At 68.7% G+C, this 20933-nt stretch carries 22 protein-coding genes and 2 tRNA genes; 18 read left to right on the top strand and 6 right to left on the bottom strand.

What is annotated here, in order from left to right; all coding sequences use genetic code 11:
- The 3 genes from AC4GYU_RS10075 (at position 1) to AC4GYU_RS10065 (ending at position 3103) form a co-directional block, all read left to right on the top strand.
- Positions 1–1170 (top strand): tetratricopeptide repeat protein, encoded by a 1170-nt coding sequence (locus AC4GYU_RS10075; protein WP_491086749.1) that lies wholly within the window; start codon positions 1–3, stop codon positions 1168–1170.
- 151 nt (positions 1171–1321) lie between these two features.
- Positions 1322–2704: a methyl-accepting chemotaxis protein gene (locus tag AC4GYU_RS10070; protein ID WP_491086748.1), complete on the top strand. Its 1383-nt coding sequence runs from the start codon at positions 1322–1324 to the stop codon at positions 2702–2704.
- 108 nt (positions 2705–2812) lie between these two features.
- Positions 2813–3103, top strand: coding sequence for a GIY-YIG nuclease family protein (locus AC4GYU_RS10065; RefSeq protein WP_491086747.1), 291 nt, complete (start codon positions 2813–2815; stop codon positions 3101–3103).
- Between the two features lie 91 nt (positions 3104–3194).
- Here the strand turns inward: AC4GYU_RS10065 and AC4GYU_RS10060 are convergent, their stop codons facing one another.
- Positions 3195–4037, bottom strand: coding sequence for an AAA family ATPase (locus tag AC4GYU_RS10060; RefSeq protein ID WP_491086912.1), 843 nt, complete (start codon positions 4035–4037; stop codon positions 3195–3197).
- Between the two features lie 29 nt (positions 4038–4066).
- Positions 4067–4738 (bottom strand): DUF6975 family protein, encoded by a 672-nt coding sequence (locus tag AC4GYU_RS10055; protein WP_491086746.1) that lies wholly within the window; start codon positions 4736–4738, stop codon positions 4067–4069.
- A gap of 242 nt (positions 4739–4980) precedes the next feature.
- Between AC4GYU_RS10055 and AC4GYU_RS10050 the strand changes: the two genes are divergently transcribed.
- Genes AC4GYU_RS10050 through AC4GYU_RS10040 form a run of 3 tightly spaced genes read left to right on the top strand, consistent with a single transcriptional unit; the run spans position 4981 to position 7637 of the window.
- On the top strand, positions 4981–5775 hold the full coding sequence (locus tag AC4GYU_RS10050) for a hypothetical protein (RefSeq protein WP_491086745.1): 795 nt from the start codon (positions 4981–4983) through the stop codon (positions 5773–5775).
- Positions 5772–6986 (top strand): M48 family metallopeptidase, encoded by a 1215-nt coding sequence (locus tag AC4GYU_RS10045; RefSeq protein ID WP_491086744.1) that lies wholly within the window; start codon positions 5772–5774, stop codon positions 6984–6986. Before AC4GYU_RS10050 ends, AC4GYU_RS10045 begins: the two co-directional genes overlap by 4 nt.
- A gap of 15 nt (positions 6987–7001) precedes the next feature.
- A complete protein-coding gene (locus tag AC4GYU_RS10040) occupies positions 7002–7637 on the top strand; it encodes a hypothetical protein (RefSeq protein WP_491086743.1) in 636 nt (211 codons plus the stop codon).
- A gap of 2 nt (positions 7638–7639) precedes the next feature.
- On the opposite strand, the gene AC4GYU_RS10035 is transcribed toward AC4GYU_RS10040, so the two are convergent.
- The gene (locus AC4GYU_RS10035; RefSeq protein WP_491086742.1) at positions 7640–8515 is read right to left on the bottom strand and encodes an energy transducer TonB; all 876 of its coding nucleotides are present in this window, start codon (positions 8513–8515) and stop codon (positions 7640–7642) included.
- Positions 8516–8617: 102 nt separating this feature from the next.
- On the opposite strand from AC4GYU_RS10035, the gene AC4GYU_RS10030 reads away from it, so the two are divergent.
- Complete coding sequence (locus tag AC4GYU_RS10030) at positions 8618–9208, top strand: phosphatase PAP2 family protein (RefSeq protein ID WP_491086741.1); 591 nt, start codon at positions 8618–8620, stop codon at positions 9206–9208.
- Here AC4GYU_RS10030 and AC4GYU_RS10025 read toward each other — a convergent pair.
- Complete coding sequence (locus AC4GYU_RS10025; RefSeq protein WP_491086740.1) at positions 9205–9411, bottom strand: hypothetical protein; 207 nt, start codon at positions 9409–9411, stop codon at positions 9205–9207. The two genes, AC4GYU_RS10030 and AC4GYU_RS10025, sit on opposite strands and share 4 nt — an antisense overlap.
- A gap of 92 nt (positions 9412–9503) precedes the next feature.
- Here AC4GYU_RS10025 and AC4GYU_RS10020 point away from each other — a divergent pair.
- The 6 genes from AC4GYU_RS10020 to clpP all read left to right on the top strand — a co-directional run bounded on the left by AC4GYU_RS10020 (position 9504) and on the right by clpP (position 15401).
- Positions 9504–9588: transfer RNA gene (locus tag AC4GYU_RS10020), tRNA-Leu, on the top strand.
- Between the two features lie 70 nt (positions 9589–9658).
- The gene (gene tig / locus AC4GYU_RS10015) at positions 9659–11281 is read left to right on the top strand and encodes a trigger factor (RefSeq protein WP_491086739.1); all 1623 of its coding nucleotides are present in this window, start codon (positions 9659–9661) and stop codon (positions 11279–11281) included.
- Positions 11282–11403: 122 nt separating this feature from the next.
- A complete protein-coding gene (locus AC4GYU_RS10010; RefSeq protein WP_491086738.1) occupies positions 11404–12345 on the top strand; it encodes a glycosyltransferase family 2 protein in 942 nt (313 codons plus the stop codon).
- A complete protein-coding gene (gene proB, locus AC4GYU_RS10005; RefSeq protein WP_491086737.1) occupies positions 12345–13451 on the top strand; it encodes a glutamate 5-kinase in 1107 nt (368 codons plus the stop codon). Before AC4GYU_RS10010 ends, proB begins: the two co-directional genes overlap by 1 nt.
- The gene (locus AC4GYU_RS10000; protein WP_491086736.1) at positions 13448–14677 is read left to right on the top strand and encodes a glutamate-5-semialdehyde dehydrogenase; all 1230 of its coding nucleotides are present in this window, start codon (positions 13448–13450) and stop codon (positions 14675–14677) included. Before proB ends, AC4GYU_RS10000 begins: the two co-directional genes overlap by 4 nt.
- A 55-nt stretch (positions 14678–14732) precedes the next feature.
- A complete protein-coding gene (gene clpP / locus AC4GYU_RS09995; protein ID WP_491086735.1) occupies positions 14733–15401 on the top strand; it encodes an ATP-dependent Clp endopeptidase proteolytic subunit ClpP in 669 nt (222 codons plus the stop codon).
- An 85-nt stretch (positions 15402–15486) separates the two neighbouring features.
- Here clpP and AC4GYU_RS09990 read toward each other — a convergent pair whose 3' ends face one another.
- Positions 15487–16704 (bottom strand): acyl-CoA dehydrogenase, encoded by a 1218-nt coding sequence (locus AC4GYU_RS09990; protein WP_491086734.1) that lies wholly within the window; start codon positions 16702–16704, stop codon positions 15487–15489.
- Positions 16705–16767: 63 nt separating this feature from the next.
- A tRNA-Ser gene (locus AC4GYU_RS09985) sits at positions 16768–16857 on the bottom strand.
- 141 nt (positions 16858–16998) lie between these two features.
- Between AC4GYU_RS09985 and AC4GYU_RS09980 the strand changes: the two genes are divergently transcribed.
- From AC4GYU_RS09980 to AC4GYU_RS09960, 5 genes are all read left to right on the top strand, one after another.
- Positions 16999–18162 (top strand): lytic murein transglycosylase, encoded by a 1164-nt coding sequence (locus tag AC4GYU_RS09980; protein ID WP_491086733.1) that lies wholly within the window; start codon positions 16999–17001, stop codon positions 18160–18162.
- A gap of 127 nt (positions 18163–18289) precedes the next feature.
- A complete protein-coding gene (locus AC4GYU_RS09975; RefSeq protein ID WP_491086732.1) occupies positions 18290–19468 on the top strand; it encodes a D-alanyl-D-alanine carboxypeptidase family protein in 1179 nt (392 codons plus the stop codon).
- Positions 19469–19494: 26 nt separating this feature from the next.
- A complete protein-coding gene (gene tmk / locus AC4GYU_RS09970; protein ID WP_491086731.1) occupies positions 19495–20157 on the top strand; it encodes a dTMP kinase in 663 nt (220 codons plus the stop codon).
- 64 nt (positions 20158–20221) lie between these two features.
- Positions 20222–20554 (top strand): hypothetical protein, encoded by a 333-nt coding sequence (locus tag AC4GYU_RS09965; protein ID WP_491086730.1) that lies wholly within the window; start codon positions 20222–20224, stop codon positions 20552–20554.
- A gap of 53 nt (positions 20555–20607) precedes the next feature.
- Positions 20608–20874: a hypothetical protein gene (locus AC4GYU_RS09960; protein ID WP_491086729.1), complete on the top strand. Its 267-nt coding sequence runs from the start codon at positions 20608–20610 to the stop codon at positions 20872–20874.
- Positions 20875–20933: the final 59 nt, after the last annotated feature.

Genomic DNA, 20933 nt, shown 5'->3' with positions numbered 1-20933 from the left:
ATGTCGATGAAGGCCAAGGCGCTGATGGCTGCCTTCCTGTTCACCGCCGCCGCGCCGGTCCCGGCCCTGGCGCAGAAGCAGGCGGCGCCCGCCGCCAAGCTGCAGGCCTCCAAGGAAGCCGGTCCGGCGCTCCAGGCGCTGCAGAAGGCCGCGAACGAGAATCGCGTCGCTGATCTTCCAGCCCTGTCGGCCGCGGCGCTCGCCGCCGCCAAGACTCCGACCGACCGCTATTTCGCCTATCAGCTTCAGCTCAAGCCCTATCTCGACGCCAAGAATGACGCGGCGCTGATCCCGGTGCTCGAGGGCATGATCGCGAGCGGCATCCCGCAGGGCGCCGACCTTGCCAATCTGACGATCAATGCCGCCCGGCTGAGCTACAACAGCAATGCCGACGCCAAGGCGGAGACCTACGTCAACCAGACTCTGGCGCTCGATCCGAACAACACCGACGCCTATCTGCTGCGCGGCGAGCTCAACAACCGCCAGAAGAAGTATGCGCAGGCCGTCGCTGACCTTCAGAAGGCCGCCGAGCTCGACCAGCGCGCCGGCAAGCCCGCCGATCCGAAGCTCCAGCGCCGGATCCTCGCGATCGCCTATAACAACCGCCTGCCGGCCGCGAAGGACCTCGCCGTCGCCCAGCTCAAGACCGCCCCGACCAGCGAGAACTGGCGGACCGCGATCAAGATCACCGAGCAGTTCGGCAACTTCCAGGCGTCGGACAAGATCGACCTGTTCCGCCTGCAGCGCGCCACCAAGAGCCTTGAGGGTGAGGGCGATTATTATCCCTATGTCGACGCGCTGATGACGAAGGGCCTTCCGGGCGAGGCCAAGGCCGTGCTCGACGAGGCCTTCGCGGCGGGCAAGCTCGACAAGAGCAAGCCGCTCTGGAAGGACACTTACGCGTCGGCCAGCACCCGCGACGCCGCCGACAAGAGCGCGCCCAACGGCGACGTCTACCTCGGCCGCGGTGACTATGCAAAGGCGGCCGCCGCCTATCGCGCCGACGTCGCCAAGGGCGGTGCCGCCGCCGACCTCGCCAACCTCCGCCTCGGCATCGCGCTCGCTCGCTCGGGCGACAAGGCCGGCGCGACGGCGGCGCTCAACGCGGTCAAGGGCCAGCGCGCCGGGATCGCCCAGATGTGGCTGGTCTACCTGCAGACGCAGGCCTGATCTTCCGTTTCGAGATTAGCCAAAGGGGAGGGCGTCGGTCGCAGGGCCGGCGCCCTTTCTCTTGGTGGTTAACCGATCGGTAGGAGCTCCCCGTTACATCCGCCGCGAACAAGCTTTCAGTTTGCCGGGGATGAGTATGGCGACGGCCGGGTTGGAACAGGTCACCGAGGATGCGATCCGCACCGTGGCGCGGAGCTGCGGTTCGCTGTCGATCGAATGTTCGGACGTCGCCGGCTACGTGACCGACGTGTCGCAGCGCATCGGAGTCCACCTCAAGACCCTCGATGGGCTCGAGGAAGTCACCACCCGGCTGCTCGCCGACCAGGCCCGCGTGTCCGATTCGACCGACGAGGCGCGTCTCCTGTCCGAGCAGGCCAAGGCCAAGCTCGATGCCGGTCGCGAGGCGATCGAGCAGACCATCATGGGCTTCAAGGGCCTGACCGAACTGGTCGTCCAGCTGGGCGAGCGCATGGCCGGCTTCGCCGCCGCGATGAACCAAGTCCAGAGCGTCTCCTCGACCATCGAGGCGATCGCCCGCAAGACCAACATGCTGGCCTTGAACGCCACGATCGAGGCCGCCCGCGCCGGTGACGCCGGGCGCAGCTTCGCGGTCGTCGCAGCCGAGGTGAAGAAGCTCGCGCACGACACCCGCGCCGCGACCAGCCAGATCGGCCTCACCATCAGCGAGTTGACCCGCGAGGCGGGCGCGGTCACCACCGAGATCAAGACCGGCGTCGAGCGCAGCCGCGCCGCCCAGAACGGCTTCGGCCAGATCAGCGAAACGGTCCGCGAAGTGAGCGAGATCGTCGGCATGGTCGACCGCCAGACCGAGGGCATCGCCCATTCGACCAGCCTCATCCAGTCGAGCGTCGACCGGGTGAAGGCGAGCCTGACCGACTTTGCCGAGGACGCGCGCGAGAATGGCGGCGCGCTGGTCGAGGCGCAGCAGCGCCTGTCCAAGCTCGAGATGCTGTCGGCGACCATGCTCGACACGCTCGCCAATTCGGGCGCCGAGATCGACGACACGCCGATGATCATCCTCGCGCAGGACGCGATGCGCGCCATCGCCGAGGCGACCGAGCGTGGCATCACGCGCGGCGAGATCGTCATGGATGACGTGTTCGACCGGACCTACACGCCGATCCCGGGCCGCAACCCGGTCCAGTATGACAATCGCTTCTGCAATTTCGCCGACGAGCATATTCGCCCGATCCTCGACCGCTTCAAGATGAAGGAAGCGCGGATCCTCGGCTCGGCCATCACCAACGTCGACGGCTTCCTTCCGACCCACCTGTCCGAGCGCTGCCAGGAGCCCGGGCCCGATCCCGTCTGGAACGACGCCCACTGCCGCAACCGCCGCATCTTCATGGACGAACAGACCCGGGCCGCGATCGAGAGCGACAAGCCGGCGATGCTGATGACCTACCGCATGGAGCTCGGCGACAAGACCTACCCGGTCAAGAACGTCTTCGTGCCCCTCTTCATCAACGGCCGCCGCTGGGGCAATTTCGAATTGGCGTACCGGGAGGAGTAGGGGTAAGCTCCAAGGCGCCGGATCGCTCTAAAAGGGGAGGCCGGCCATGCCCGACAATCGTCGTCCCGGCGAAGGCCGGGACCTCAGTCAGATCGCCGCAACGCGCTAATGAGCGGCTGGGTCTACATCCTGACTAACAAGCCCAACGGCGTCCTCTACACCGGGGTCACCGCTGACCTGGCCGAACGCCTCACCCAGCACCGGTCGGGCAAAGGTTCCCAATTCGCGCGCAAATACAATTGCCTGAACGTCGTCTTTGCCGAACCGCACGAGCGTATCGAGGACGCGATCTGGCGCGAGAAGTGCATCAAGAAATGGTCGCGCGCGTGGAAGGTGCGGCTGATCGAAGAAGCCAATCCGACATGGGCTGACCTCGCGGACCACCTTCACCTTACATAGCCGTCGTCCCCGCGAAGGCGGGGACCTCAGTCAACCCTTCCCCTCCCGAGGTCCCCGCCTGCGCGGGGACGACGGATTTGGGCGGCTTATCCTACCCCTTCCGCCGCGCCATGAAGGCCAGGCGCTCGAACAGCATCACGTCCTGCTCGTTCTTCAAGAGCGCGCCGTGCAGCGGCGGGATGGCCTTGGTGGGATCGCGGTTCTGCAGAACCTCGAGCGGCATATCCTCGTGGAGGAGCAGCTTCAGCCAGTCGATCAGCTCGCTGGTCGACGGCTTCTTCTTGATGCCCGGCACCTCGCGCACCTCGTAGAAGAGGTCCAATGCACGGCCGACGAGGATCTTCTGGATGCCGGGGAAATGGACCTCGACGATCCGCTCCATCGTCGCCCGGTCGGGGAAGCTGATATAGTGGAAGAAGCAGCGGCGCAGGAAGGCGTCGGGCAGCTCCTTCTCGTTGTTCGAGGTGATCACCACCACCGGCCGCTCGGCCGCCTTCACCGTCTCGCCCGTCTCGTAGACGTGAAATTCCATCCGATCGAGCTCCTGAAGGAGGTCGTTCGGGAATTCGATGTCGGCCTTGTCGATCTCGTCGATCAGCAGCACGGGGAGCTTGGGCGCGGTGAACGCCTCCCAGAGTTTCCCCTTGCGGATGTAATTCGCAATGTCGTGGACGCGCGGGTCGCCGAGCTGGCCGTCACGCAGCCGCGCCACCGCATCATATTCGTAGAGGCCTTGGATTGCGCGCGTGGTCGACTTGACGTGCCATTCGATCAGCGGCGCATCGAGCGCGCGGGCGATCTCGTGGGCGAGCACGGTCTTGCCCGTTCCCGGTTCGCCCTTGACGAGCAGGGGCCGCCGAAGCGTGACGGCGGCATTGACCGCGACCTTGAGGTCGTCGGTCGCGACATAATCATGGGTGCCTTCGAAGCGCATGGCCCGCGCGTAGCAGGCCACGCGGACGCTTAGTAGTCCTCGCGCGCCTCGCTGCGGGCCTCGAGCAGGTCGAACAAGGCGCGGTGCTGGAGCAGCAACTGCTCGGCGCCGAACCGGATCGCCCGCTCGGCCGCGACGCCCTCGGCGGCATCGAGCAGGATGTCGGCGATCGACTGCTCGCTTGGCAGCGCGCAGGGCGGGACGTCGACCGACACGCGGTGTGCGGCGCGGTCGAGGAGAGGGCGAAGGTTGAGCCAGTCGCCGACCAGCGCGGTCGCCGCGCCGAGCGCGCAGCCCTGCCGCTCGGACCGTGCCAGTGTCTCGAGCGCATGGCGCTGCGCGACCAGCGCGGCTTCGGTCTCGGCGGCGCCGGGCGTGCTCGGCACCGGGCCGGCCGCGGCGGTCAGCCGGACGAGGTAGAGCCGCTCGCGCTCGAAGGCATTGGCGGCCTGCTCGAGCCAGGCGCGGACCGGCGCCGGCGGCGCGGAGAAGAGCGCAAGCTCGATCACGCTCGGCTGGCGGCCGTAGATGGCGCACAGGAGATGCACGAAATCGTCGAGGTCGCGGGCCCGATAGGGCGCAAGCGGACCGGCGAGGTCGGCGGCATGGGCATGCTGGTGGCTGCCGGCCGCATCGAGGCGCGCGGCATGGGCCTCGGCCACTGCCGACCCGGTCTTCCGTGCCACTCCGGATTGCGCCATTCCCGTTCCTTTCCGCCCCCCAAAACCGAGGTGGGACGCTTGGTAAGGGCGCAAGCTATACCAAGCCGCGTAAAGACAGGGTTAGCGCGCCGTTAGGAAAGTCTAAGCGGTTGATCGCGGCCGGCGGGAAGCGCATTCATTCATCTGGCGGAAAGCTTGCATCACTTAGCCGATTGGCTACCAAGTGGTTGAAGTGCATGGGCTTTTGCTGCCCTTGGGTGCGTGAAGAGGGGTCCCGGACGATGCGGCGGTTGAGCAACGTAACGGCGATGGGCGCACTCGCCTTCAGCCTGTCGGCCTGTGTCCAGACCCGCCAGATCGCCGACCTCCAGTTCACCCCGCCGCAGGGCGACTATAAATTGCTGGTGATGCGTCCTGACGTGACCGTCGGTTCGGTCAAGGCCGGCGGCCTCACCGAGCCGCGCGCCGACTGGACCGAGACCGCGCGCGCCAATGTCGTCGCCGCGCTGCGCGCGCAGCAATCGGGGCGGGGCGGGCAGACGCTGGTCCTCGATCGCCGCAACGCGCTGCCCAACGTCCCCGCCGACACGATCGCCGACCTCGAACGGCTCCATAATGCGGTCGGCTCGTCGATCGCGCTGCACAAGTTCGCCGGAGCCGAGCTTCCGACCAAGCGCGGCCGCGGGCTCGACTATACGCTCGGCGAGGATGCGGTCCGCCTCGGCCAGGCGACCGGCTATGATTACGCCCTCTTCCTCCATGCCGAGGACAGCATCGCCGATGGCGGCCGCGTCGCGCTGCAGGTGCTCGGGATCGCCGGCTGCTTCGTCGGCTTCTGCGCGCCCAACATCGGCGGCGGCGGGCAGAGCGCTTATGCCAGCCTCGTCGACCTGCGCACCGGCGAGGTGGTCTGGTTCAATGTCCTCTCCGCCGGAAGCCAGGTAGCGGGGATCAAGATGGGTGACCTGCGCACCCCGGAAGGCGCCAACCAGATGGTCGAGCGACTTCTTGGACGGATGAAGCCGGGCCGCGACGTCCGCCGTGCCCAGGCCGCCGCGCAGGGCGCCGCCAAGTGAGCGGGCTTGCCGTTTCCCGCCGGGCGATGATCGCCGGTGGCGCTGCCGCCCTGGTCGCGGCGCCCGGTGCCGCGCGCATCGCGCCGTCCTCGCTCCGTCCGCTGATCGGTCCCGGCTACATGGCGGTCGACACCGACGAGAAGGGCCTGTGGCAGCAGATGGAGCGGGTCGAGGAAGAAGTCGCGGGTTCGAACCTCCTCGTCCGCGATCCCGGCCTCAACCGCTATCTTCAGGGGCTGATCGGCAAGGTCGGCGGTCCGGCCGCGAAGGACATGCGCATCTATCTGGCGCGCATTCCCGAATTCAATGCGATGATGTTCCCGACCGGCTTCACGGTCGTCTTCACCGGCCTCCTGCTCCGGATGCGCGACGAGGCGCAGCTCGCCGGGGTCATCGCCCACGAGAGCAGCCACTTCCTCCTCAAGCACCAGCTACGCTCGTGGCGCGACCTCAAGCGCAAGAGCAATATCCTCACCGCCATCGCGATGGGGGCGGGGCTCGCGGGCGGCGCCACCGGCACCTACACCGGGGACCTCGTCCGGCTGGCCGAGCTCGGCACCATGCTGACCCTGTTCCGCTATTCGCGCCAGCTCGAGGCCGAGGCGGACGCGCTCGGCGTCAAGCTCATCGCCGAGGCCGGCTATGCGCCCTTGTCCATGTCCGAGACCTGGGACCAGCTCATCACCGAGCTCGAATGGTCGGCGCGCGAGCGACGCAAGCGGGTCGATCGCGGCTACAGCCTGTTCGCCACCCACCCGGCGCCGCGCGAGCGCCTCAACGACCTCAAGCTGTCGGCCGCCGAACTGACTGTGCCGGGCCGCAGTTACGACCGCGGACGCGAGCGCTACCAGGCCGCGATCGCGCCCATCCGCACCATGCTGTTCGACGACCAGGTCAAATTGAACGATCCCGGCGCCAGCAATTACATCGTCGAAACGCTCGCCAAGGACGGCTGGAACGGCCAGCTCCTTTTCACCCGCGCCGAGGTCAATCGTCTCCGCAACGCCGACCGCTACAAGGCCGCGTCGGCCGCCGACTATGCCGCCGCGGTCCGCTATCCCGATGCCCCGCCCGACGCCTGGCGCTGGCATGGGGTGATGCTGATGAAGGAAGGCCGGACCGCCGAGGGCCGGGTCGCGCTGCAGCGCTATCTCGCCATGGCGCCCGGCGCCCCCGACGCGCCCTTCGTGCGCCAGATGATCCAGAGCTGAAAGGCGCGCACCCGCATGACCCGCACCCTCCGCTTCGCCGCCGCTGCGCTTAGCCTCTCGGCCCTTTCCGCCTGCGCCTCCACCGGAACCGGGGGCGGGGGCTTTGCCAGTCCATATTCGCTGGTCCGCGCGGGCCAGACGATCAACGTCGGCTCGGGCGCGATGAGCATCACCGCCCCGCGCGAATGGAACCGCACCCAGCGCAGCGTTTTCACCGATGTCCGCTGGGTCGAGGACTGGACCTTGAACGGTCCCTATCTCGATTCGGTCAGCTTCATTGCGGGTCTCCCCAACGACAAGCGCATCATTCGCCAGGAATATAAGGCCGACCGGCAGGTCCCGAAGTTCCGCTCGGACATGACCGCGCCCGAGATCACCGGGCTGATCGAGACGCTCTACCGGGTGGAGGGCGGCTCGGTCGACTATCGTACGCTCGCCCTCGCGCCGCGGCCCTTCCTCGGCGCCAACGGCTTCCAATATGATTATGAGCATCTCGACGGCGACGAGGTCTGGCGCAAGGGCCGGGCGGTCGGCGCGGTGATCGACGGGAAGCTTTACCTCGTCATGGTCGACGCCGCGCGCACCCATTATTTCGCGCGCGTGCTGCCCGATTTCGAGGCGATGGTCGCGAGCGCCCGCCGCCGGAGCTGAACCTAGCGCCTGACGTCGATGACCCGCAGTTCGTAAAGACCGTGCTGCGGATCGTCCTCCCCTGGCTGCGCGAACCACAGTCGCCGCAGCTGGTCGTCGCACACCCCCGGAGTCGCCGGCCCGAGCAGCCGCGGATCGCCGCTTTCGCCGACCACCGCGCAATCGACCGGATCGCCTTCGTCATTGACCCCGAACTGCACCCGGCGGGACGCGAGCAGGCGCTTGGGCGCCTTGCCTAGCTCTTCGGTCTCGGGAACGATGATGAGCTCGATCCGGACGGTGCGGTCGCCGAGCGGGGCGAGCGTGTTGACCAGCCGCTCGGTCGAGAGGCAGCCGCTGCGCTCGAACGGCTTGAAGGCGGGGCCGGTGATGGCGATCGTGCAGGAGCGCGGCCGTCCGCCCTCGAACCGCACGACCGAGGCCGCGGTCGAGCGCGTGATCGGAAGCTGGTCGCCGAGCTGCCAGGAGATGGCGAGGGTGCGGCTGCTCTGCACCGCTTTCCCATCGACGCTCGCCGGCTGCCAGAGGATTTCCTTCATCCGCGCGCACGTGCCTTCGTCGAGCGCACGGTAGCCGCTCGAGACGATCACCTTGCAATCGATCGTCCGGCCTTGCTCATCGATCAGAAGCGCGCTCCGGACCGAGCCCTCCTGCTCGAGCGCGCGGGCTTCGGCCGGGTAGATATTATAGTCGGCCCAGTCGGGCCCCGAGAGCATCGGCCCGGGCGGGACGGTCGGCCAGGCCTTGCCGCCGACGCTGATCCGCACACCGTTGATGGCGATGCTGCGCTGCGCCACCGGTGGCGGCGGCGCAGGCGGGGCAGTGACGACAGGCGGCGCGGCGACCATCGCCGCGGCCAGGAAGAACGCTGCACCCATCACCCGTCTCTGCTCCGCTCGCTTGGACCTGCGGGGATAGGCCCACGCCGCACGCTGTCAAACGGACTGCAACATCCGCGGCAATGCGCGGGTTGGTGCGGCATGAGCCAGAGCAGGAACCACCCCGAAATCGAGGCATCTTCCCCGCCCGAGGAATGGGACGCCGCCGTCGCCGACTTCCTGATCCCGCTCGCGGGCAACCGCGCCGTCGAGGCGATCGGGGCGGTCAGCGATCTGTCGGATCAGGAACCGCTCTACGCCGCGGCGGCGGCGACCCTCGCCACCGGCGTCCTCCTTCGCGACGGCCCGACCTGGCGCGGCGGGACGCGGATCCTCGCCGCGCACCTCGTCGCCACCGCGGTGCGCGGGGTCATCAAGCAGGCGGTCGACCGGACCCGGCCCGATGCGGCGGCGGAACGCGGCGAATATGTGCTTCGCGAAGGCCGACGCCACGAAAGCGACTTCAACAGCTTTCCTTCTGGCCATACCGCGGGCGCGGTCGCCGTCGCCATGGCGGTCGGGCGCGCCTGGCCGGGCGGCCGTGCTCCCGCGCTTGGTCTCGCCGGAGTCGCGGCGGGCGCGCAGGTGCTGCGCTCCCGCCATTATCTCACCGATGTCGTCGCGGGCGCGGCGATCGGCTTCCTCGCCGAAGCCCTTATCGATCGCCTGATCGCCCGCGCCGAACGCGTCTAGGCTTCGCCCACCGGCGAAATCGGGGTGGGCGAGGGGTCGGTTGCCGGGCTCGGCGGCGAGGGCACGTCGATCGGCGCCTCGGTCGGCGGGGTCTCGGGCGGGGCCTCGGTCGGCTGGCCGGGCTGGCTCGGCTGCGCCGGCTGCGAAGGGGTGGCGGGGTCGGCGCCGGGGGCGTCGTCGGGGAAGGGGGGGAGCTGTTGCATGAGGCCTTGAACGAACCGGGTCGTCGCTTGGCTCCCGTCGCCCGCTTGCCCCTTGGCTGGCACCTGCTATAGGGCCGCCCCTGAACGCTCGCGCGGGCGTGGCGGAATTGGTAGACGCGCTGGATTTAGGTTCCAGTATCGCAAGATGTGGGGGTTCGAGTCCCTTCGCCCGCACCAAGCTTCGCCTAACACCCAAGCGAGCTGATCCGCTAAAAACATCAACTGCTTACCCGGGAATTCAACCATCATGCAGAGCGTCGAGATCGAGAACGAAGGCCTGAAGCGGGCCTACCAGCTGACCTTCACGGCAGCCGAGATCGATGCCCGCATCGGCGACGAAGTGAAGCGCATCGCGCCGCAGGTGCGGATGCCGGGCTTCCGTCCGGGCAAGGTGCCGGCCAACCTCATCCGCAAGATGCATGGCGACGCGCTGCACCAGGACGCGCTCCAGACGACCATCCAGAATGGCGTCCAGCAACTCCTCGGCGAGCAGAAGCTCCGCCCGGCGATGCAGCCGGCGATCGAACTCAAGGAAGGCTATGAGCCCGGCAAGGACGCCGAGGTCACCGTCCGTCTCGAGACCCTGCCCGACGTTCCGACCCCGCAGATCGACGGCCTCAAGCTCGAGCGCCTGACCGCCGAGGTCGACGAGAGCGCGGTCGACGCGCAGGTCCAGCAGTTCGCCAGCCAGTCCAAGCGCTTCGAGGACGCCAAGAAGGGCAAGAAGGCGGAGACCGGCGACCAGGTCGTGATCGACTTCGTCGGCAAGACCGCCGACGGCGTCGCCTTCGAGGGCGGTACCGGCACCGACATGGCGGTCGAGATCGGCTCGGGGACGCTCATCCCCGGCTTCGAGGACCAGCTGATCGGCGCCAAGGTCGGCGAGGAGCGCACGCTCACCGTCACCTTCCCGGACGACTATCCCGCCGCCAACCTCAAGGGCCAGCCGGCCACCTTCGACATCACCGTCAAGGCGGTGAAGGTCGCGGGCGAGACCAAGATCGACGACGATTTCGCCAAGACCCTCGGTCTCGAGAGCCTCGACCAACTCAAGGGCCTGCTCCGCGACCAGCAGAGCCAGGAACTGAACGGCCTGACCCGCACCCACATGAAGCGCCGCTTGCTCGACCAGCTCGCCGCCGCCCACGATTTCGACGTCCCGCCGTCGATGGTCGAGGCCGAGTTCGCTAACATCATGGCGCAGCTCGAGCATGAAGCCGGCCACGAGAGCGATCCCGAAGCCGCCAAGGCCGAGATCGAGAAGGACAAGGACGAATATAAGAAGATTGCCGAGCGACGCGTCCGCCTCGGCCTCCTGCTGAGCGAGATCGGTGCCGCCAACGGCGTCGAGATCACCAATCAGGAAATGAACCGCCTGATCATGCAGGCCGCCCAGCAGTATCAGCCGGCCGACCGCGATCGCTTCATCCAATATGTCCAGCAGGAGCCGATGGCCGCTGCCCAGCTGCGCGCCCCGCTCTACGAGGACAAGGTCGTCGACTTCCTCTTCACCAAGGCCGACATCAGCGATCGCACCGCGACCCGCGCCGAGATCGAAGCCGATCTCGAGGCCGAGGAAGGCCATGTCCATGGTCCGGGCTGCGGCCACGACCATGCCCATGAGGCGAAGCCGGCCAAGAAGGCCGCTGCCAAGGGCAAGAAGGCCGCTGCCGCCGCGACCGAGGAAGCGCCCGCTGCCGAAGCCGCCGCGACCGCTGACGAAGTGAAGGCCGCGCCGAAGAAGAAGGCCGCCAAGCCCGCCAAGGGCGCGGTCGAGGGCGAGACCGCCGAGCCGGCTCCGGCCGAGCCGGTCAAGGACGCCGCTCCGGCCAAGGCCCCCGCCAAGAAGGCGAAGAAGGCCTCGGCTTAAGTCGTCCTCGAAGAGTGAGCGTCACCCCGGGCTTGACCCGGGGTCCCGCTTCTTCTCTCTTCGCCGCGACACAGCGGGACCCCGGATCCAGTCCGGGGTGACGGCAAGGGGTGGGTGACAAGGTGACCAAGCAAGACCAGCCACGCATCGCCGTGCTGCTGCCCTGCTACAATGAGGAAGCCGCCATCGCGCAGACGGTGGCGGGCTTCCGTGCCGCGCTCCCCCAGGCCGACATCTACGTCTACGACAATAACAGCCAGGACCGCACCGTCGCGGTCGCCCGGGACAGCGGCGCGATCGTCCGCACCGAGCGCCAGCAGGGTAAGGGCAATGTCGTCCGGCGCATGTTCGCCGACATCGACGCCGACATCTACGTCATGGCCGACGGCGACCTCACCTACGACCCCAAGGCCGCCCCGGCGATGGTCGACCTGCTCCTCGCCGAGCAGCTCGACATGGTCGTCGGCACCCGCCAGCACGAGGCCAAGGATGCCTATCGCGGCGGCCACGTGCTCGGGAACCGGCTCTTCACCGGCCTTCTCTCGAGCCTGTTCGGGCGCAGCTTCACCGACGTCTTTTCGGGCTACCGGGTCTTTTCGCGCCGCTTCGTGAAGAGCTTCCCGGTCCTCTCGTCGGGCTTCGAGATCGAGACCGAGATGAGCGTTCATGCGCTCGAACTGCGGATGCCCGTCGGCGAGGTCGCCACCGCCTATGGCGCCCGGCCCGAGGGCTCGGCCTCCAAGCTTTCGACCTATCGCGACGGCTGGCGCATCCTCAAGGTCATGCTCAACCTGTTCCGGGTCGAGCGGCCGTGGCTGTTCTTCGGGTCGATCGGCGCGCTGCTCCTCGCACTTGCGCTCGCCCTCTCGGTGCCGCTCGTCCTCACCTATCTCGACACCGGGCTGGTGCCGCGCTTCCCGACCGCGATCCTCGTCACCGGCATGGTGATCGTCGCGGTCCTCTCCTTCCTCGCGGGCCTGATCCTCGACACGGTGACCCATGGCCGGCGCGAGATCCGCCGGCTGGCCTATCTCGCGCAGCCCGCGCCAGGCCTCCCGCGCTGATGACCCGGCCAGCCGTCCGGCGGCTGGTGCTGAAGCTCGGCTCCGCGCTGGTGACGAGCGGCGAGGGCGCGCGTGCCGACTTCCTCGCCGCCATCGCCGCCGATCTCGCCGGGCTGCGGGCCCAGGGCACCGATGTCATCCTGGTTTCGTCGGGCGCGGTCGCGCTGGGGCGAGGACGGCTCGGCCTCCCGCGCTCGGCCCGGCTCGACCAGAAGCAGGCCGCCGCCGCGACCGGCCAGCCGCTCCTCATGCGGGCCTGGGCCGAGGCCTTCGCCGCCCACGGCATCGTCACCGCGCAATTGCTCCTCACCGCCAACGACACCGAGGACCGCCGGGCCTTCCTCAACGCCCGCGGGACCATCGCCGCCTTGCTTGGCGCGGGCGCGCTGCCGGTCATCAACGAGAATGATTCGACCGCGACCGCCGAGCTTCGGGTCGGCGACAACGACCGCCTGTCCGCGCGCGTCGCGCAGCTCGCCGGGGCCGACCTCCTCGTCCTGCTGAGCGACGTCGACGGTCTCTACACCGCCGATCCGCGCCGCGATCCGGCCGCTCGCCACCTTGCCGAGGTCGCCGCGCTTACGCCCGACATCATCGCGCTCGCCGGCGACAGCGACAGCGCCGGCCCGGGCACCGGGGGCATGCGGACGAAGCTCGAGGCCGCGCGGATCGCCGCCGCCGCCGGCTGCGCCACATTGATCGGGAGCGGGGCAGGGGAGCAGCCCCTGGCGCGTCTTCTCTCCGGCGAGGCGCGCGGCACCCGCATCGCCGCCGAGGGCAATCCCGCTACCGCCTACAAGGCCTGGATCGCCGGTACGCTCGCACCGCTTGGCAGCGTCCGGGTCGACCCCGGCGCCGCCGCGGCGCTCGGCCGGGGGAGCAGCCTCCTGCCCGCCGGGATCACCGCGACCAGCGGCGACTTCGCCCGTGGCGACTGCCTGTCGGTAATCGACGATCAGGGCCGGGAGATCGCGCGCGGCCTCAGCCGCTACGACGCCGCCGAAGCCGCGCGGCTGATCGGAGCGAAGGGCGCCGACATCGCCGCACGGCTCGGCTATTCGCGGGGTGACGCCCTCATCCACCGCGACGATATGGTGCTGCGATGACGCTTGAAGAGACGATGCTCGACCTCGGCCGCGCCGCCCGCAAGGGCGCCGAAGCGCTCCGCCAGGCCTCGCCCGAACAGCGCACCGCCGCGATTCTCGCCATGGCCAGCCGGCTTCGCGACCACGCGTCCGCGATCCTCGCCGCCAATGCCCGCGACCTTGCCGCCGCGACCCGCCACCAGGACCGGCTGATGCTCGATGCGGCCCGGGTCGAGGCGATCGCCGCCGGGCTCGACCAGGTCGCGTCCCTGCCTGATCCGCTCGGGACCGAGATCGCCCGCTGGAAGCGTCCCAACGGCCTCGACATCGCGCGCGTCCGCACCCCCATCGGGGTCATCGGCATGATCTACGAGGCGCGGCCCAACGTCACCGCCGACGCCGCCGCCATCTGCGTCCGCTCGGGCAATGCCGTGATCCTGCGTCCGGGCTCCGACTGCTTCGCAAGCGCCGCCGCCATTCACGAGGCGCTGGTGCAAGGGCTCACCGATGCGGGTCTTCCCCCAAGCGCGGTGCAGATCGTGCCCACCGCGGACCGCGCCGCGGTCGGGGCCTTGCTCTCGGGCCTTGGCGGGACCCTCGACCTCCTCATCCCGCGCGGAGGCCGGAGCCTCGTCGAGCGGGTTCAGGCCGACGCGCGGGTCCCGGTCCTCGGCCATCTCGAGGGCGTCTGCCACACCTATGTCCATGCCGCCGCCGACCCCGCCATGGCCGCCGCGATCGTCGCCAATGCCAAGCTTCGCCGCGTCTCCATCTGCGGCGCGACCGAGACCTTGCTGATCGACCGCGCGGCACTGCCGATGCTTCCGGCCATCGCCGCCGCGCTCGACGGCTGCGAACTTCGCGGCGATGCGGAGGCCGCCGCAATCGTCCCCATGCTCCCCGCCCATGAGGAGGACTGGCGCACCGAATATCTCGCACCGATCCTCAGCATCCGCACCGTAAGCGACTGGAAGGAAGCGGCTTCGCATATCGCGCGCTACGGCACTGGCCATACCGAGGCGATCGTCACCGAGGATCCCGTCACCGCCGAAGCCTTCCTTGCCTCGGTCGACAGCGCGATCGTCCTGTGGAACGCCTCGACCCAGTTCGCCGACGGCGGCGAGTTCGGCTTCGGGGCGGAGATCGGCATCGGCACGGGCAAGCTCCATGCCCGCGGCCCGGTCGGTCCCGAGCAGCTCACCAGCTTCAAATATGTGGTCCGCGGGGCGGGGCAGGTGCGGGCTTGAACTTGTCTTTGCGCCCGCCGATGTAGTCACCACACGTAACGACAGGATACTTCCCTTGCCCGACCATCAGGACATCATCTCCGGCCTCGTTCCCATCGTCATCGAACAGTCGAACCGGGGCGAGCGCAGCTTCGACATCTATTCGCGGCTGCTGCGGGAGCGGATCGTCTTCATCACCGGCCCGATCGAGGATCACATGTCCTCGCTGATCGTGGCCCAATTGCTCTTCCTCGAGTCCGAGAACCCGAAGAAGGACATTTTCATGTACATCAACAGCCCGGGCGGCGTCGTCACCAGCGGGCTCGCGATCCACGACACCATGCAGTACATCCGTCCGCGCGTCGGCACCGTCTGCATCGGCCAGGCCGCCTCGATGGGCAGCTTCCTCCTCGCCGCCGGTGAGCCGGGGATGCGCGTCGCGCTGACCAACAGCCGGATCATGATCCACCAGCCGTCGGGCGGCGCCCAGGGCATGGCCTCGGACATCGAGATCCAGGCGCGCGAGATCCTGCGCATGCGCACCCGCCTCAACTCGCTCTATGCGAAGTATACCGGTCAGCCGCTCGAGCGGATCGAGAAGGCGATGGACCGCGACAGCTTCCTCGAGGCCGACGAGGCCAAGGAATTCGGCCTGATCGACGCCGTCTTTGACAAGCGCCCCGATGCGGGCGACCTCGAGCAGCTCAGCGCCGGTGCCGGCACCGGCGAAGGCCAGCCTTCGTAAGCACGAACGGAAACGGGCCCCGGTGTCGCCGGGGCCCGTCCAGTTACTCCAATGGCCGTCCCCGCTGAGGCGGGAACCTCGGGACTCAGAATGCGCTCAGCCCGGTGATCGCCCGGCCGAGGATCAGCGCATGGACGTCGTGCGTGCCCTCGTAGGTGTTGACCGTCTCGAGATTCAGCAGGTGGCGGATCACCTGATATTCGGCGCTGATCCCGTTGCCGCCATGCATGTCGCGCGCGACCCGGGCGATCTCGAGCGCCTTGCCGACATTGTTGCGCTTGATGAGGCTGATGGTCTCGGGAATGAGCTCGCCCGCTTCGAGCCGCCGGCCGACGCGCAGCGCCGCCTGCGTGCCGAGCGCGATCTCGGTGACCATGTTGGCGAGCTTGAGCTGGACCAGCTGGTTCGACGCCAGCGGCCGTTCGAACTGATGCCGGTCGAGCGTGTAGCGGCGCGCGGCCTCGTAGCAGAACTCGGCCGCGCCCATCGCGCCCCAGCCGATGCCGTAGCGAGCGCGGTTGAGGCAGCCGAACGGACCCTTCAGCCCCTCGACGTTGGGAAGCAGCGCATCCTCGCCGACCTCGACCCCGTCCATCACCACTTCGCCGGTGATCGAGGCACGCATCGACAATTTCTGCTGGATCTTGGGCGCGGTCAGGCCTGGCATGCCCTTTTCGAGAATGAAACCGCGGATCCGGCCGCCATGCGCGTCCGACTTGGCCCAGATCACGAACACGTCGGCGATCGGCGAGTTGGTGATCCACATCTTGGCGCCGGTCAGCTTGTAGCCGGTCGCGGTCTTCTCGGCGCGGGTGCGCATGCCGCCGGGATCGGAACCGGCGTCGGGCTCGGTCAGGCCGAAGCAGCCGACCAGCTCGCCCCGGGCGAGGCCCGGCAGATACTTCATCCTCTGCTCTTCCGAGCCGTAGGCGAAGATCGGATACATGACGAGGCTGCTCTGGACGCTCAGCGCCGAGCGATAGCCGCTGTCGACCCGGTCCATCGCGCGGGCGATAAGGCCGTAGGCGACATAGCCGAGGCCGGCGCCGCCATATTGGGTCGGGATGGTCGGGCCGAGCAGGCCCAGTTCGCCCATCTCCGACATGATCGCCCGATCGAATTCCTCGTTGAGGAAGGCCTCGGTCGCGCGCGGCTGGAGCTTCTCCTGCGCATAACCTTCGGCGGTGTCGCGGACGAGCCGCTCTTCTTCGGTCAGCTGTTCGTCGAGGCCGAACGGATCGGACCAGTCGAAGGGCAGCAGCTTGGGCTCATGGGCGAGGGCGGGATCGGGCGTCTTCAGCATGGCGGCGCCAATACCGCGCCTCGATTGCCCGCGCCACCCCCGCGAAAGACCGGGCGGGGCAAGTGGCGGATGGGGTGGGATTCGAACCCACGGTACGGTTCCCCGCACGGCGGTTTTCAAGACCGCTGCCTTAAACCACTCGGCCACCCATCCGCGCCTGCGCTGGCGACGGACGCGCGTCGGCACCCGTTCAGCTTGGCTCGCCTAGACCCTGCACACGGCTTGACGCAAGGCACCTGAACGGGTGCATGGCTCAAGCGTTGGTGCACCATGGCCGGAGGGGAAAGACACAAGGTGGCGTTTCGTTGGAGTAGTTCGCTGCTGTGCCTCGCGGCCATCGCCATGACCCCGGCGAGCGCGCGCCAGGAGCGCGATCCACTTGCGCCCTTGCCCGACCAGCCGACGCCCCGACCGGCCCCGCGCGCGATCACGCCCGCGCCGGTCCCCGTGCAGATCCAGGTTCGCGAACCGCTTACCCCCGTGCCCACCGTCTCCACGACGGCGTCGGGCTTCGAAAGCTACAAGAGCCGCCTGTCCGGCCTTGCCCGGAGCGCCGGGGTGCGCGAGGCGACCATCGCCGCGGTCATCCCCATGCTGCGCCAGAACGGGCGGGTGATCGCACTCGACCGCCAGCAGCCCGGCGGCCCGCCCAATTCGAGCTACATCCCGCCCTTCGCGCCCTATCGCGCGCGTCACGTCACGACCGACCTCATCACCCGCGGCGCGGCGCGCTTCCGCTCCTATCGCCCGCAGCTCGCCTGGATCGAGCAGCGCTACGGGGTCGAGCCGCAGGTGCTGATGGCGATCTTCGGCCACGAGACGAGCTTCGGCCGCGTGACTGGCAATTTCGATCTGGCCGAGGTGCTCGCGACGCTCGCCTATGAGGGGCGCCGCCGGAGCTTCTTCGAGGAGGAGTTCGTCGCCGCCCTCCAGCTGATGGACCGCGGCTATCCGCGCAGCCGCCTCAAGGGCAGCTGGGCCGGCGCCACCGGCTATCCGCAATTCATGCCGTCCAACGTCCTCCGCCTCGCGGTCGACGGCGATGGCGACGGGCAGGTCAACATCTGGGGCAGCGAGATGGACGGCCTTGCCTCCATCGCCAACTATCTGCGCGATGCCGGCTGGAAGCCCGGTACCCACTGGGGCATTCCGGTCAACGTGCCCTCGACCCTCAACCGGGCGGCGATCCGCAGCACGCTCAATCCGCCGCGCTGTCCGCAGGTGTTCAAGCGCCACAGCCGCTGGCTGACCATGCGCGAATGGCGTGCGCTGGGCGTCCAGCCGCAGGGACAGTCGCTGGCCGAAGGCGAGATGGCGACCCTGATCGAGCCCGACGGCGCCGGTGCGACCGCCTATCTCCTGACTACCAACTATCGAGCGATTCTCGACTATAATTGCTCTAATTTCTACGCGCTGTCGGTCGGCCTCCTCGCCGACCGGATCGCGGCGGGCGGCTGAGGCCGACGCCTGTCGCCCCGGACCTGATCCGGGGTCTGCCTGGCTTCGTCGCAACCGCACAAGAAAAGGCGCCCGTCGGTCCGCGCCCGGGATGACGGGGGGAATAGGCTTGGCTACCAGAGCGATTATGAATCGTCTTCGCACCCTCGTCGCCGCCACGGCCCTCGCCAGCACCATCGCCGCGCCCGCCGCCGCGCCGCCTTATGACACGTCGGCGCGGGTCGCCTATCTGATCGACCTCTCGTCGGGCGCCGAGCTCCTCGCGAAGAATGCCGACACGCCGATGCCGCCGGCGTCGATGGCCAAGATGATGACCACCGAGGTCGCCTTCGAGCTGATCGACGCGGGCAAGCTGCCGCTGTCCAAGACCTGCACCGTCCAGCCCGCCACCTGGCAGAAGTGGCACGGCCCGGCCGCCGGCTCGACCATGTTCCTCTCCCCGAACGAGCAGGTCAGCCTCGAGAACCTCCTCCACGGCATCGTCACCTTGTCGGGGAACGACGCCTCGGTGGTCGTTGCCGAATGCATCGCGGGTACCGAGCAGGCCTTCGCCCAGCAGATGAACGCGCTCGCCAAGAAGCTCGGCATGACCAGCAGCCGCTTTTGCAATTCGAACGGCTGGCCCGACGAGGGCTGCACCGTGGTCACCGCGCGCGACCTCGCCAAGCTCGCCCGCGCCTCGATCGAGCGCCACCCCAAGCTCTACAAGCAATTCTACGGCCAACCCTCCTTCACCTGGGGCAAGACCCTCGGCTCGGGCCAGGACATCACGCAAGCCAACCGCAACCCGATCCTCGGCAAGATCCCCGGTGCCGACGGCCTCAAGACCGGCCACACCGAGGAGGCGGGCTATGGCTTCACCGGCTCGGCCGAGCAGAATGGCCGCCGCCTGATCATGGTTGTCGCCGGGCTCGACAGCTTCAACGGCCGCATCGACGAATCGGTCAAGCTGATGAACTGGGGCTTCAACGCCTGGCAGTCGAAGCCGCTCTACGCCGCCAATGCCGCGGTCGGTTCGGCCGAGGTCCAGCTCGGCGATGCCGCGACCGTGCCGCTCGTCGCGCAGCGTCCCATCGCGGTCAGCTATCCGGCCGGCGCGGTCGGCGGCGAGCCGAAGGTGAAGATCGCCTACCAGGGTCCGCTCAAGGCCCCGATCACCAAGGGCCAGCAAGTCGCCGAACTGGTCGTCACCACGCCCGACGGCACCGTCCAGCGGATGCCGCTGGTCGCTGGCGAGGCGGTCGACAAGGCAGGCTTCTTCGGCCGCCTGTGGCTCGGCCTCCGCCAGCTGGTCGGGCTCGCCTGATCCGCGCCGCGGCGGGGGAGGGGCCGATGGCCGGTCGAACGGGGCAGGGCGCCCTGATCGCGATCGAGGGTGGTGACGGCGCCGGCAAGTCGGGCGTCATTGCCGCGCTCTCGGCGGCGCTGCGTGCCCGTGGCCGCGAGCCGCTCTTGACCCGTGAACCCGGGGGAACGCCCGAAGCCGAAACGCTGCGTGGGCTGCTGCTCAATGCCGCGGGGCCGCAATGGCATGAGGATGCCGAATTGCTCCTCGTCACCGCGGCCCGGGTCCAGCATGTCCGGACCCTGATCCTTCCCGCGCTCGCCGCCGGCAGGATCGTCGTCACCGACCGCTTCGCCGGCTCGACGCTCGCTTATCAGGGCGCCGGTCACGGCCTTGCCGAAGAGAAGATCCGCACGCTCCACCGCTCGTTCCTCGACGATCTCTGGCCCGACCTTACCTTGGTCCTCGACGTCGATCCCGACGTCGGCCTTGCCCGAAGCCGCGCCCGGCTCGCGAACGAGCAAGCGGACGAAGGGCGGTTCGAAGGCCTTGCCGACGATTTCCATCACCGGGTCCGCCAGTCCTTCCTCGACCAGGTCCGCGCCTCGCCCGAGCGGCACGCGCTGATCGACGCGCACCAGCCGCAGGACGCCGTCCAGGCCGATGCCGTCGCGGCGCTTGGCGCCTTTCTCGACCGGCTGGGCGCCTGACTTTCCGACGGGCGCCGGCACCCGCTCATTGCACCGCAAGGTGAGGGCGCTTATTCTTACACCCGTGCTCGAACGGCTGTTCCGCCTTGTCGCGCTGCTGGCGCTGGTGCTGATGCCGTTCGGCATGGCCACCGTGCCCGCCGCCGCCGCGACGCCCGCGCCCCATGCCGCCATGGCGATGCCGGGGGCGGATCATTGCGGCGACAGCAGCAGCGACAAGGCGCCCGGCAAGCCCGCCGGACTTCACTGCACCGGCAGCTGCAGCGCCCTCCCGTCGCTTGCCCAGCCCATCGCCGTCGCGGCCCTTCCGCCCGAGGCGCGGGCGGTCCCGGCGCTGACGCCGTCGCTTGCCGGACGCTCGCTGACGCCGTCCACCCCGCCTCCACGAACCGTCTGAACGACACGAGGCAACGCCCTCGTTTCCTTGGACCTTTTCGTGGAGAATGAACGATGACCCTGTTCCTTGGCGCGCTCGCGCTCGCGCTTGCCCTTGCCGCACCGACGGCCGCGCCCGCGGCCGATCCTCATGCCGGCCATGCCCAGCACCAGGCCATGAAGCCCGGTGAGGCCCCGATGGACCATGCGGCGATGATGGCCGCCTGCAAGGATCCCAAGGCCTCGGCCGAGATGAAGGCGCATTGCGCGGAGATGATGAAGCATCATGCCCCCGCCGCCCCGGCCGAGGCGCCGGCGCCGCACGCCGGGCACGACCACTAAGCGCTAGAAAAGGGGGAGGAGGGCCCGCCGCCCGCCGGCGCGCCTCTCCTGCCTCCTCG

This window comes from Sphingomonas sp. SP2 (assembly GCF_058313385.1).
The sequence above is the reverse complement of the archived record's forward strand: the minus strand, read 5'-3'. Positions and strand labels throughout refer to the sequence as shown.